13 protein-coding genes are annotated in these 12,668 nt (G+C 62.7%); 8 read left to right on the top strand and 5 right to left on the bottom strand.

The genetic code is table 11. The annotated features are described in order from the left end of the window. Nucleotides 1-25 precede the first annotated feature (25 nt). A complete protein-coding gene (locus tag NKH97_RS14275; RefSeq protein WP_352753153.1) occupies nucleotides 26-910 on the bottom strand; it encodes a DMT family transporter in 885 nt (294 codons plus the stop codon). Between the two features lie 192 nt (nucleotides 911-1,102). Beyond that, a complete protein-coding gene (locus NKH97_RS14270) occupies nucleotides 1,103-1,510 on the bottom strand; it encodes a DUF2000 family protein (RefSeq protein ID WP_352753151.1) in 408 nt (135 codons plus the stop codon). 48 nt (nucleotides 1,511-1,558) lie between these two features. On the opposite strand from NKH97_RS14270, the gene NKH97_RS14265 reads away from it, so the two are divergent. Further along, complete coding sequence (locus tag NKH97_RS14265) at nucleotides 1,559-2,428, top strand: AraC family transcriptional regulator (RefSeq protein ID WP_352797442.1); 870 nt, start codon at nucleotides 1,559-1,561, stop codon at nucleotides 2,426-2,428. 24 nt (nucleotides 2,429-2,452) lie between these two features. Here the strand turns inward: NKH97_RS14265 and NKH97_RS14260 are convergent, their stop codons facing one another. Both NKH97_RS14260 and NKH97_RS14255 read right to left on the bottom strand, forming a co-directional pair. Further along, the gene (locus NKH97_RS14260) at nucleotides 2,453-2,923 is read right to left on the bottom strand and encodes a MarR family winged helix-turn-helix transcriptional regulator (protein WP_352442660.1); all 471 of its coding nucleotides are present in this window, start codon (nucleotides 2,921-2,923) and stop codon (nucleotides 2,453-2,455) included. Nucleotides 2,924-3,136: 213 nt separating this feature from the next. Then, nucleotides 3,137-3,868, bottom strand: a complete 732-nt coding sequence (locus tag NKH97_RS14255; RefSeq protein WP_352797438.1) for an intradiol ring-cleavage dioxygenase — start codon at nucleotides 3,866-3,868, stop codon at nucleotides 3,137-3,139. 201 nt (nucleotides 3,869-4,069) lie between these two features. Here NKH97_RS14255 and NKH97_RS14250 point away from each other — a divergent pair, with 201 nt between their 5' ends. The 3 genes from NKH97_RS14250 (at nucleotide 4,070) to NKH97_RS14240 (ending at nucleotide 6,443) form a co-directional block, all read left to right on the top strand. Further along, nucleotides 4,070-5,122: a CobW family GTP-binding protein gene (locus NKH97_RS14250; protein ID WP_352611596.1), complete on the top strand. Its 1,053-nt coding sequence runs from the start codon at nucleotides 4,070-4,072 to the stop codon at nucleotides 5,120-5,122. A gap of 44 nt (nucleotides 5,123-5,166) precedes the next feature. Then, nucleotides 5,167-5,322, top strand: coding sequence for a type II toxin -antitoxin system TacA 1-like antitoxin (locus tag NKH97_RS14245; RefSeq protein WP_502895800.1), 156 nt, complete (start codon nucleotides 5,167-5,169; stop codon nucleotides 5,320-5,322). A gap of 146 nt (nucleotides 5,323-5,468) precedes the next feature. Beyond that, nucleotides 5,469-6,443 carry a WD40 repeat domain-containing protein gene (locus tag NKH97_RS14240; RefSeq protein ID WP_352794635.1) on the top strand — a complete coding sequence of 325 codons (975 nt, stop codon included), beginning with the start codon at nucleotides 5,469-5,471 and terminating at the stop codon, nucleotides 6,441-6,443. A gap of 6 nt (nucleotides 6,444-6,449) precedes the next feature. On the opposite strand, the gene NKH97_RS14235 is transcribed toward NKH97_RS14240, so the two are convergent. Next, on the bottom strand, nucleotides 6,450-6,902 hold the full coding sequence (locus tag NKH97_RS14235; protein ID WP_352611598.1) for a hypothetical protein: 453 nt from the start codon (nucleotides 6,900-6,902) through the stop codon (nucleotides 6,450-6,452). A 156-nt stretch (nucleotides 6,903-7,058) separates the two neighbouring features. Here NKH97_RS14235 and NKH97_RS14230 point away from each other — a divergent pair, with 156 nt between their 5' ends. The 4 genes from NKH97_RS14230 to NKH97_RS14215 all read left to right on the top strand — a co-directional run bounded on the left by NKH97_RS14230 (nucleotide 7,059) and on the right by NKH97_RS14215 (nucleotide 12,644). Continuing rightward, a complete protein-coding gene (locus tag NKH97_RS14230; protein WP_352611599.1) occupies nucleotides 7,059-8,438 on the top strand; it encodes an aspartate aminotransferase family protein in 1,380 nt (459 codons plus the stop codon). Then, a complete protein-coding gene (locus NKH97_RS14225; RefSeq protein ID WP_502895369.1) occupies nucleotides 8,435-9,856 on the top strand; it encodes a glutamine synthetase family protein in 1,422 nt (473 codons plus the stop codon). The genes NKH97_RS14230 and NKH97_RS14225 overlap by 4 nt, the downstream gene beginning before the upstream one ends. A gap of 86 nt (nucleotides 9,857-9,942) precedes the next feature. After that, on the top strand, nucleotides 9,943-11,178 hold the full coding sequence (locus NKH97_RS14220) for a putative DNA modification/repair radical SAM protein (RefSeq protein WP_023813618.1): 1,236 nt from the start codon (nucleotides 9,943-9,945) through the stop codon (nucleotides 11,176-11,178). Between the two features lie 2 nt (nucleotides 11,179-11,180). Then, complete coding sequence (locus NKH97_RS14215) at nucleotides 11,181-12,644, top strand: UdgX family uracil-DNA binding protein (protein ID WP_352442655.1); 1,464 nt, start codon at nucleotides 11,181-11,183, stop codon at nucleotides 12,642-12,644. Nucleotides 12,645-12,668: the final 24 nt, after the last annotated feature.

The raw sequence follows: 12,668 nt of genomic DNA, 5'->3' as shown, positions 1-12,668 counted from the left end.
CGTTATGCCACCGATCGGGGGCAAATCAAAGTTTTTTTGCCAACGCTTCGGCCTCGACATCCGAGGCCGCGCGGCTCCGCAGCCGAAGCCTATGCTCGCGATGGACGATGTAGAGACCGCTGGCGACGATGATGGCGGCGCCGACCAATGTCCAGCGGTCGGGAAACTGCTTGAAGACGATCCAGCCGGAAATGATCATCCACACCATCTGCGAATAGGGATAGGGCGCCAAAGCCGTGGTTGTCGCCAGCCGGTAGGCCTGGACCAGCAGCCAGTGACCGACGCCGCCGAACACGCCGAGCATCAGCAGCACGAACCAGTGCCAGCCATTATGCGGCAGGGAAAACGAAAACGGCAGCAGGGGCAACAGCAGCAGCGCCGGCGCCAGCGCCGAAAACAGGATGAGGCTCTCCGATGTCTCGGTCGCCGACATGCGGCGCGTCATGATGACGTAGAAGCAGTTCGACAGCATCGAGCCGAGCGCGAAGAGATGTCCGATGCCGAAAACGCCGACGCCCGGCCGGGTGATGATGAGGACGCCGGCAAAGGCCGCCAGGATGGCCAGCCAGCGCCGCCAGCCGGCCCACTCGCCAAGCAGCGGACCGGCCAGTGCCGTGATCACCATCGGCCCGAAGAAATAGATCGAGGTTGTCTCGGCCAATTGCAGGGATTTGAGCGCCAAGACATTGAATATGGTCGATCCGAACAGGAACGCGCCACGCAAGATATGCGCCGGCAGGTTGACCGGACGAAACCGCACCGGTTCGCGCCAGCCGCGCAGCAGCGCGCCGACCAGCACCACATGCACGGCGAAGCGCACCCAGGCAACGACCAGCACGGAAACGCCGGCAAGGACGAGGTATTTGCTTGATGTGTCGAGGAAGGTGAAGCAGACATAGGTGGAAAGCATGCACAGGATCGCCACCGGGGGCGTCGCGCTTTCTACATGTCTTTGGGGAGCACTCACTTGCAGGCCGGGTGGGAAGCTAGGCTGGAGCCCACCTTTGCGGGAATTGCCGGGTCCCGGCAAGCCAATTGTCGCCAGCCGCGACGTGAAAGCCTGCTGGCACAACAAGAGCCGCCGGCAGGCGTAGTGCCTTGGCTAGGCGTGCATGCGGGCGCCCTTGGTGATTTTATCGACCAGTTTCTTGTCGGCGCGAAGCGCGATCCCGACCACCTTGGCGTCTTCAGGCGCGAATTCGGCGAAGACGGCACGGTTGGCCGCGTCAAAGCCGGTCGAAAACATCTCCTCGACATAGAGCGAGGTGGTCACGCCGCGCTCCAGTGTGCGCCGATGGATGGCCCCCAACGTTGTCTGGTCGGCGGACAAAACGATGACCGGCTGGATCGACAGCGGGTTGTAGAGATTGCCGGCGCGGTCGCGATAGGGTTCACCGATGATATCGGGAAACTGCGCGACGATGCCGCTGGTCAGGAAAGCGGTGACGTTGAGTTTCTGCCAGACCGGCAGATCTTCCCCGAGCACGATTGCAAATTTCGTATCGAACATGAGACATTGGCCATTCGGTTGTGCCCCAATGCGAGGCTGAAGGAGACGATGTCGCACGATCTAGACAGCCAGGCTTTCAAGGGTCTTGGACGTTTGTGCGTCGATGCGGCGGAAAACCGTATCATCTCCGCCCCCGATCCCGCAGGCATGGAGCGGATCGAGGCGCGCTTCCATGGCAGCGCGTTCGACCTGCATCGCCACGACACCTATGCGATCGGGGTGACGCTGCACGGTGTGCAGACGTTTCGCTATCTCGGCGCTGCGCGCCACAGCCTTCCGGGCCAGATCATCGTGCTGCATCCCGACGAGGTGCATGACGGCGGCGCCGGCACCGAGGACGGCCTGCGCTACCGAATGCTCTATCTGGAGCCGTCGCTGATGCTCGCCTGTCTTGGCGGCGCTTCGCTGCCTTTTGTCAGGGATGGCGTGGTGACGGACGCCGCCTTTTGCGCAACGCTGCTTTCGGCGCTGGGTCCGCTGGAGCAGGAACTCGACGAGTTGTTCGTCGACGACTTCCTGACGCAACTGATGCAAAGCCTGATCCGGCATGGCGGCCAGTCGGCGAAGCCAATGACCAGGACGGCGTGGCGGGCGGCTGCGCTGGCGCGCGACTATCTCACGGAAAACCTGAACCGGCCGGTGCGCTCCGGTGAACTGGAAGCGGTAACCGGGCTTGATCGCTATGCCTTGTCACGGCATTTCCGTGCCGCTTTCTCCACCAGTCCACATCGCTTCCTGGTGATGCGCCGGCTTCAGCGCGCGCGGCGGATGATCGCCGCCGGCGAACCATTAGCACAGATCGCGGTCGAAGCCGGCTTCAGCGACCAGAGCCATTTCATCAGGCAATTCAAGAAGGCGTTCGGCATGACACCGGGACGCTGGTCGTCGCTGATCCAGGGCTCTGCCGCGGCGGCCTGATCGCCTGCCGCGACAATCCGCCGGTCAGCCGTCCGATTCGGCGTCGTCGTCGATGAGCACCAGTTCCTCGTTCGAGAGGTTGGCCTCGATGCGGGCAAGCAGTTTGAACAGCGACTTCTGGTCCTTCTTGTCGAGGCCCTTCAGCGCCTGCTTTTCGGTCTTCTTCACCGATTTCTCGATGGCGTGGATGATGTCGCGACCGGTGTCGGTGAGGAAGATATGCGCCTGACGGGCATCGGCCGACGAAGCGCGCTTCTCCAGAAAACCCTGCGCCTGCAGCCGGTTGATAGTCTTGGTGATGGTCGGCGGGCGCACGCCGAGGCGTCCGGCCAGATTGCCAGGCGTCTGGCCGTCCTCACGGTCGAGCGACAGCATGATCTGGTCCTGGCCGGCATAGAAGCCGTGCGCCAGAAGCCGCGCCGCCAGCGCCGTTCTTGCCAGCCTTGCCGCCGAATGCAGCCGGCTCATTGTCGCAGTCTTGTCCGCCTTGGCCATGGTCTTCCCTCTTCGGCCGTACCGGTGCGGGCAGCATAGAGGCAGCCGGCCGGTTGGCAATCGACGATCAAAAAGATTCCGGTGCTTCAAACAGCTTTGCCGGCAAGCATTGTGGTCCGCCGTGGCTAATGCCAGATGTTTATTTCAGTTAGATGACAAACGAATTCCCCGTCGGAGTTTTCGTCGCCAGCAGGGTGGTGGCGTGACCGCCGCTCAGCCAGGCTTCACCGCTACGATCATCAGCGCCTGATTGGCATCCTCCAGCTCGCGCAGCGCGGCCTGCGATTGCGGTCCGGCCTGCCTGGCTATGCCGTCCGCGGCATTCGAGGTGTCGCGCTTGCCCGGCCGGTCGTTGTAGGGTGCGACCGTGGTGAAAATCTGCTCGCTGAGGCTGTCGGGGAAGAACAACTGTCCGGTCATCACCGAACTGTCGTTAGGGAAGATCTTGAAATGGATATGGGTGGTGCGGCCGCGATACCAGCCGGGATAGATGGTGGCGAAGGAAACGATGCCGCTCGCGTCGGTCCTTTGCCAACCACGCAGGAAGGTCCGGCCCGACGTGTCGACGTCGCGGTCGTCACCCTGTCTGGGATAGCCGGAATAGGCGCCTTGCGCGTCGCAATGCCAGATGTCGACGCGGGCGCCGGCAAGTGGGCGGCAGTCCGCGTCGACAACCTGCAGCCGAACGCCAAGGGCTATGCCCTTCTTGCCTTCGGTGACGTCCGCACGTTCGAGTTTCGGGTCGAAATAGAACGGCCCCTCGGTCACTTCAGGCGTAATGGTGCAGACACCGGCGCCGTTTTCGAACAAGGCCAGTCCGGCATAGGGTAAAGTCTGGTCTGCAATCGCGGCGGCGGGCAGGAAGGCACCACCGCCGGCGGTGACCGCGATCAAACCGAGCGCCTGGCGCCGGCTCATTGAGAAGGAGGATGGCTTGCCGGACATATCTTGCCTCTCGAATTGGCCTCTCGTATCCTGATCTAAGCGGTCACAGCGGCTCTCGCCAATGAAAATTCAGCAATGTCGGCAAGCCGGTTTGGCCCATCGGTTTGCCCCGTGCAAAAGCCCGACACACACCCTATATGGAGCCGACATTCCCTTTTTCTCAGGCCGAATTTTCGAGGCCCAGCACTTTCGAGGCAAGCCATGAGCGACGCACAGACGCAGATCCCCGTAACCGTTCTCACCGGCTATCTCGGCGCCGGCAAGACGACGCTGCTCAACCGCATCCTGTCGGAAAACCACGGCAAGCGCTACGCCGTTATCGTCAACGAATTCGGCGAAATCGGCATCGACAATGATCTGATCGTGGAATCCGACGAGGAAATCTACGAGATGAACAATGGCTGCATCTGCTGCACGGTGCGCGGCGACCTGATCCGTGTCGTCGAGGGCCTGATGCGCCGGCCAGGCCGCTTCGACGCCATCGTGGTCGAGACCACCGGGCTCGCCGATCCGGTGCCGGTGGCGCAGACCTTCTTCATGGACGACGACGTGCGCTCCAAGACCAGGCTTGACGCGGTGGTGGCGCTGGTCGACGCCAAGCACCTGCCGTTGCGGCTCAAGGATTCCAGGGAAGCCGAGGACCAGATCGCCTTCGCCGACGTCGTCGTGCTCAACAAGACCGACCTCGTCACATCAGAAGAGCTCGCCAAGGTCGAGGCGACGATCCGCGCCATCAATCCGGCGGCGAAGATCCATCGCACGACGCGAGCCGGCGTCGACCTGACCGAAGTGCTCGACCGCGGGGCCTTCGACCTGTCGAGGGCACTGGAAAACGATCCGCACTTCCTCGAGGCGCATGAGGATCACCACCATCACGACCACGATCATGACGGCCACGATCATCACCATCATGATCATGACGGGCACCACCATCACGACCATGCGTCCGACATCCATGACGTGACAGTGCAGTCGGTGTCGCTGCGCGGTGGCGAGATGGACCCGAAGAAATTCTTCCCGTGGATCGAGAAGATCACCCAGATGGAAGGTCCCAACATCCTGCGGCTGAAAGGCATCATCGCGCTCAAGGGCGACGACGAGCGCTATGTCATCCAGGGTGTCCACATGATCATCGAGGGCGACCACCAGCGCGCCTGGAAGGACGGCGAGAAACATGAGAGCCGGCTAGTGTTCATCGGCCGTGAACTCGACGCCGAGCGGCTGAAGAAGAGCTTTGACGCCTGCCAGGCGTAATTTTGCTCGGGTAGGAACAAGTGATGCCTAGATCGACCGATAGCATGACTGAGCATGAAGCCCAGCCCGCGATCGATGCCGCCGAGGTAGTGAGGGTGTCCGCCACCGATTTCGTGCGTATCCTCGATCTGCTGGAACGCCCGCCGAAGCCCAACGCCAAGCTACGCAAAGTGATAGCGGCGTTGCCAAACACACTGTAACGGCACCCGCTTAACGCGAGGAGTCGATCGCGAAACAGCGCGATCGAACATCCTTCGATGGCAACCCTTATGGTTGCCGGAACCGCAAACGTCGAGTAAGCCGCCGGGTTGTCTCTGCAATCTCGTCTAGGTGAATAAAGATAACCATGCCAACCGTCGCCCCGCTTGATCTCCAGGGACATTGCATCGCCGCCGTCTTTCTCGGCGACGTGCCGCATTTTGCGATGGCCGACGGCGCCGTCCATCGGCTCGACCATGGCCACAAGACAGTTCAGGCCAATGACGGGGTGCTTGCCGCCTTCCATGATGCAGCCAATGACCGGCTGATCACCGGCGGCGAGGACGGCAAGGTGTTTGCCGTGAAGGCGGGCGGCGAGGTCACCGAATTGGCAAGCGCGGCCAAGAAGTGGATCACCAGCGTTGCCGCCGGGCCGCAAGGCGCCATCGCCTATGCCTCAGGCAAGACCGCCTTCGTGCGCTTCGCCGACGGCAAGACCAGGGAATTCGTCCATCCGCGTTCGGTGGAGGGGCTGGCCTTCTCGCCCAAGGGCATGCGCTTCGGCGTTGCCCGCTACAATGGCGCGACGCTGCATTTCCCCGCGGCCGAGGGCAAGCCGGTGGAACTCGAATGGGCCGGTGCCCACACCGGCGTCACCTTCTCTCCCGATGGCGCCTTCCTCGTCACCACCATGCAGGAAAACGCGCTGCACGGCTGGAAGCTCGCCGACGGCAAGCACATGCGCATGACCGGCTATCCCGGCAAGGTCAAAAGCCTGTCGTGGAGTGTGAAGGGCAAGTGGCTGGCGAGTTCCGGCGCGCCGGCGGCGATCGTCTGGCCGTTTTCCGGCAAGGACGGCCCGATGGGCAAGGCGCCGCTGGAGCTCGGCACGCGCGGCAACGCCATGGTGACGGCTGTCGCCTGCCACCCGAGCCAGGATGTCGTTGCCGTCGGCTATGATGACGGCATGGTGATGGCGGTGCGTTTTGCCGACGCCAAGGAAGTGCTGTTGCGACGGCCGGGCAAGGGCGCCGTCACCTCGATGATGTGGGACAAGGAAGAACGCCGGGTCGCCTTCGGTAGTGCCGCCGGCGATTGCGGCGTCATCGATATCACGGCCTGACCCCGCTCACTCCGCTCCGCACGACACTTTGCCGCTGATTTCAACCGGTTTGCCGTCCTGGTCCGTATCCGCCGCGGCGTCGTAGACGGCGAGCGTATAGTTCCCGTCGTAGACGCCTTCGTCGCTGGTCTTGGTCAGGATCGTCAGTTCAACTGAGTTGATCTTTTGCGCGGCCTCGTGCTCACGATAGATGTTCAGCCGCAATTCCTTGCCGTCGAGCCAGTACTGCGTCAGGTTGGAATCCTCGAACACGGTCTTGCGCAGGCTGTCGCCGGCAGGCCGGCTCAGAATTTCGAGGTTGCCGCGAAAGTTGAAGGTCGGCCCGCCCATGCCTCTGGTGACGCCTGCCTCGACCTCGAATATCGCCGCCGTGTCCTCGGTGGAGCACCAGATGCCACCCGACGCGAAGGCAGCGCCAGCCGACGACAGAAGCATTGCCACACACATGATCGTTCTCATTTTGCCCCTCCACCTCAAATCCCGCTCATATTGGCGCTGACTTCGGCAGCACGGTCAAGCGCCGCTGCCAAAGGCTGAGCCAACGCAGGACAGATGCGCGGCCAATTGCGGATGCGGACACGGATTGGCTAAGAGGGATCGACCAGAGGGGTTTTCATGCACAGCGATATGTCCAAGACGTCCATCGGCGGCATCGGCCGCGACCGCATTGCCGATTTGCGCGAAACCGAGGGGGCAGCCTTCCGCAAGGCGCGGCCAAAATCGCAAGCCAAGATCGGCAACGGCCTGCCCGGCTTCTTCGGCGGCGTGCCTATGCACTGGATGAACGATTGGCCGACGCCGTTCCCGATCCTGGTCGACAGCGCCAGGGGTGCCACGATCACCGATATCGACGGAAACAAGCTCGACGATTTCTGCCTTGGAGACACCGGCTCGATGTTCGGCCATTCGCCGCCACCGGTGGCACGCGCCATCCGCCGCCAGGCTGGACGCGGCCTGACCTATATGCTGCCTTCGGAAGATGCGCTGGCCATAGGGTCGCTGCTGCAGCAGCGCTTCGGCATGCCGTTCTGGCAGATCGCGACGACGGCGACCGACGCCAACCGCTTTGCATTGCGCGTCGCCCGCGCAATCACCGGCCGCGAAAAAATCCTGGTCTTCAACGGTTGCTATCATGGCTCGGTCGACGAGACGATGGTGCGGCTGATCGACGGCAAGCCCGTCAACCGGCCGGGATTGGCCGGCGAGTTCCGCGACCTGACCCGCACGGCCAAGGTCATCGAGTTCAACGATGTTTCAGCACTCGAAGCCGCGCTCAGGGATAAGGATGTGGCCTGCGTCATTGCCGAACCGGTGCTGACCAACTCCTGTATGGTGCTGGCCGATCCGGGTTACCATGACGCCCTGCGCAAACTGACACGCCAAGCCGGCACGCTGCTTCTGATCGACGAGACGCACACGATCTCGACCGGCCCCGGCGGCTATACGAGGAAGTATGGCCTCGACCCGGACCTCTTCGTGCTGGGCAAGCCGATTGCCGGAGGTGTGCCGGCCAGTGTCTGGGGCATGAGCGACGACGTTGCCTCACGCTACGCGGATTACAACAGGACCAAGGAGCCGGGCTATTCCGGCATGGGCACGACGCTGTCGGCCAACCCGCTGCAGTTCGCGGCGATGCGCGCCACGCTCGAAGAGGTGATGACCGAGGGGAATTACGACCGGATGGATCATCTGGCGCGGCGGCTCGATGCCGGGCTGATCGGCGTGATCGATCGCTATCGTCTGCCCTGGCATGTTTCCCGCGTCGGCGCCCGCGTCGAGTTCATCTGTGCGCCCGGTCCGCTGCGCAATGGCGCCGAGGCGGAAATGGCGCATGCACCGGAACTGGAGGCCGCCATCCATGTCGCGCTGGTCAATCGCGGCGTGCTGATCGCACCCTTCCACAACATGATGCTGATCTCGCCGGCGACCTCGGCTGCCCAGGTCAACCGGCTGATCACCGCCTTCGGCGCGGTTGCGGCGAAGCTTGCGGCATGAGACAAGCGGCGATGGACCACCCCAATGCCATGATAACCTCACCTTCGGGCTCGACACCTGCCGAGGCGCAAGCCTTTCTCGACGCCCATCCCGAGATCGAGGCCTTCGATATCGTCCTGACCGATGCCAATGGCGTCGGCCGTGGCAAGATCGTGCGCCGGCATGAGCTGAAGAGCATCTTCGAGGGCGGCCGCCACATGCCGATCTCGATCCTCGGCCTCGATATCACAGGCGAGGATGTACACGAGACCGGGCTGATCTGGACCACCGGCGACGGCGACCTCAGGGCCTGGCCGATCCCCGGCACGCTGGTGCCGCTCTATGGCACGAGCCCGCCGCGCGGCCAGTTGCTGATGGCGATGTACATGCTCGACGGCCGGCCGATGTCGTCGGATCCGCGGCTGGCGCTGGCTCGGCAGGTGGAGATCCTGGCGGCCAAGGGTCTCTATCCGGCCGGCGCCTTCGAACTTGAATTCTTCCTGCTGGCCAACGAACGCGACGCCGACGGCAAGGTGCAGCCCGCGCGCGCCGTGCTCGACGGCCGCGTCTCGGGCAAGACTGAAGTCTATTCGGTCGATCATCTGCACGGCATGGAGCCGCTGTTCTCCGACATCTATGCCGCGGCCAAGGCGCAAGGCATTCCGGCCGAGACGGTGATTTCCGAATATGCGCCCGGCCAGTACGAACTGACGCTGAACTACCGCAAGGATGTGATGCGGGCGGCCGACGATCTGGTCATGCTGAAGCGGCTTGTGCGGGCGCAGGCGCGCCGCCATGGCGTCACCGCCTGTTTCATGGCCAAGCCGATCGAGAAATATGCCGGCTCGGGCATGCATTTCCACGTCTCGCTGCAGGACAAGGCCGGCCGAAACGTCTTTGCCGAAGCCGGCGGCGAGAGCTGGTCGCTGCCGCTGCTGCAGGGGCTTGGTGGCCTCATCCAGACGATGGCGGAATCGATGCTGGTGTTTGCGCCGCACGCCAATTCCTGGCGGCGTTTCGTCTCGCAATCCTATGCGCCGGTGGCGCCGACCTGGGGCGTCAACAACCGCTCGGTGGCGCTACGCGTGCCGGCAGGCGACGCGAAGAACCGGCGCATCGAGCACCGCCCGTCCGGCGTCGACGCCAACCCTTATCTGATCGCCGCGACCGTGCTCGCCGGCATCATCAAGGGCATGGATGAAGGCCTCGATCCGGGCCCCGAAACGACCGGCAACGGCTATGAGGCAGCGGTCACGCGCACGACCATGCCTGTCGACTGGCGCGCCGCGATCGAAGCGGCGCGGACGTCCAGCTTCCTGAAGAACGCGCTCGGCGAGGACCTGCACCGGACGTTCGTGGCGATCAAACAGTCCGAGTATCTGCGGGTGGCACGCACGGTCAGCGAACTGGATTACCACCTCTATCTGCACGAGGTTTGATGGATTCATGATGGGCGGCGATCACTTTTTCGCCGCCTCCATCAAATGAGGTAGCGGATCTCCTGTTCAGAACATATCATGAACATATGAGCGCACTTACCGTCCGTGAAAAGCTGGCGATCCTCTCCGACGCCGCCAAATACGATGCCTCCTGCGCCTCTTCCGGTGCTGCAAAAAAGGATTCCTTGAAATCCGGCGGCATCGGCTCCACCGAAGGCATGGGCATCTGTCATTCCTACGCGCCGGATGGCCGCTGCATTTCCCTTCTCAAGATCCTGCTGACCAATTTCTGCATCTACGATTGCAGCTATTGCATCAACCGCTCGTCGTCCAATGTGCGGCGCGCCCGTTTCACCATCGAAGAGGTGGTGAAACTGACCATGGATTTCTACAGGCGCAACTATATCGAAGGCCTGTTCCTGTCCTCCGGCGTCGTCCGCTCACCGGACGAGACCATGGGCGAGATGGTCGAGGTGGCACGCCGGCTGCGCTTGGAGGAGAAGTTCTCCGGCTACATCCATCTGAAGACGATCCCGGAAAGTTCGGCGGAACTGGTCGAGAAGGCAGGGCTTTATGCCGACCGGCTGTCGATCAACGTTGAACTGCCGACCGATGAGGGCGTGAAGCGGCTGGCGCCCGAGAAGAAGCCGGAGACAATCCGGCTTTCCATGGCCAGGCTGCGCCAGAAGATGGAGGAGAAGGCTGAGCCGACTTTGAAGACCAAGAAGCGCGAACGCTTTGTGCCGGGCGGTCAGTCGACGCAGATGATCATCGGCGCCGACAAGACATCCGACGACGGCATCCTTCACACCAGCGCGCGGCTCTATGGCAGCTATCATCTGCGGCGCGTCTATTACTCGGCTTTCAGCCCCATTCCGGATTCGTCATCGTCGCTGCCCTTGCTGAAACCACCGCTGATGCGCGAGCACCGGCTCTATCAGGCCGACTGGCTGATGCGGTTCTATGGGTTTTCACAGCCGGAAATCCTTGCCGGGAGCAGCGACGGCATGCTCGATCTCGCCATAGACCCGAAGCTCGCCTGGGCGCTGCGCAACCGGGGACAGTTTCCGGTCGACATCAACCGCGCCGACCGCGAAGCGCTGCTGCGGGTGCCGGGTCTCGGCACCAAGGTGGTGGCGAAGATTTTGGAGACGCGCCGGCACCGGCGCATGCGGCTCGAGGACGTCGGACGGATCTGCCAGTCGGTCGCCAAGCTCAGGCCCTTCATCATCGCCGAAGGCTGGTCACCTGGTGCGCTGACCGACAAGGCCGGCCTGCGCGACAGGATCGCCTACTCCTGCGAACAATTATCGTTGTTTTGATCATGCGGCCGGCGCAACTCGATCTCGCCAGATACAGAGTTCGGCTCGACAGCGAGACGGATTTTGCCGGCTGGCGTGACGCGGCACGGCGGCTCGCCCTGAATGAGGTCAGGCCCGAGGACGTCGGCTGGCATGTCGCGCCGGGCTCTGATCAGGCAGAATTGCCTGAAGTGCCTGCGGGCGCGCAGCTCGTCGTGCCGCGCGACTTCATCGGGCATGCCGAAACGGCGTTCTGCCATTCCGATTCCGGCCGGTTTGCCTTTATCTACAGAGTGCTTTGGCGATTGCGCGACGAGCCTAAACTGCTGGAAATCGCGTCGGATCCCGACACCAGGCGGCTTGAGACCATGGAAAAGGCGGTGCGGCGCGACAGCCACAAGATGCACGCCTTCGTGCGCTTCCGAAAAATCGGCGACGGTGCCGATGAGCGCTATGTCGCCTGGTTCGAGCCGGATCATTTCATCGTCGAGCGCAACGCCGATTTCTTCGTCAGGCGTTTCACCGGCATGCGCTGGACGATCCTGACGCCCTATGCCTCCGCCGATTGGGATGGCGAAAGGCTGGCGATGGGGCCGGGTGCTGCCAAGGGCGATGCGCCTGATCAAGACGACACCGAGGCGCTCTGGCGGACTTATTTCGAGAACATCTTCAACCCGGCGCGGCTGAAGGTGAAGGCGATGCAAAGGGAGATGCCAAAGAAATATTGGCGGAACCTTCCCGAGGCCTCGCTCATTCCAGACATGATCGCAGGAGCGGACAAGGCCGCCAAGGACATGATTGCGAAGATGCCGACAACACCCGCGCCGCACCACGCAAAGGTGCAGGCACGGCATTGGCCGAAGCAACAGCCTGCCGAGACGGCGGAGGACGATGCCGCAAGCACGATTTCCGAGTTGCGTGAGGTAGCGAAAGGCTGCCGTCGCTGCCCGCTTTGGCGCGACGCGACGCAGACCGTCTTCGGTGAGGGCCCCGACAATGCCAAAGTGATCTTCGTCGGCGAACAGCCGGGGGATCAGGAGGATCTCGCCGGCAAACCTTTCGTTGGTCCGGCCGGCAAGGTGTTCGATGCGATCCTGGACGATGCCGGTGTCGATCGGCAAAAGGTCTATGTCACCAACGCAGTCAAGCACTTCAAGTTCGAGCCGCGCGGCAAGCGCCGCATCCACTCCAAGCCGAATTCCGGTGAGATTCAGGCCTGCCGCTGGTGGATCGACCAAGAATTCGAGCTGATCAAGCCTAACCTCGCCGTGGCACTCGGCGCGACAGCGGCGATGTCGCTGCTCGGCAAGGCGATCCCGGTGACAAAGATGCGCGGACAAGTGATCGAGCGCGAGGACGGATTGCGCGTGTTCATCACCATCCATCCCTCCTTCATCCTGCGCATCCACGATCGGGCGGACAAGGAAGCCGAACGCGAACGGTTCCTGCAGGATATGAAGCTGGTGAAGCGGCTGATGGCCGCCTGATCAGTTTTGTTTTTGCGCGATTCC

The sequence above is a fragment of the Mesorhizobium sp. M0870 genome (assembly GCF_040319775.1).
In the GTDB taxonomy this organism is placed as follows: Bacteria; Pseudomonadota; Alphaproteobacteria; order Rhizobiales; family Rhizobiaceae; genus Mesorhizobium.
The sequence above is the reverse complement of the archived record's forward strand: the minus strand, read 5'-3'. Positions and strand labels throughout refer to the sequence as shown.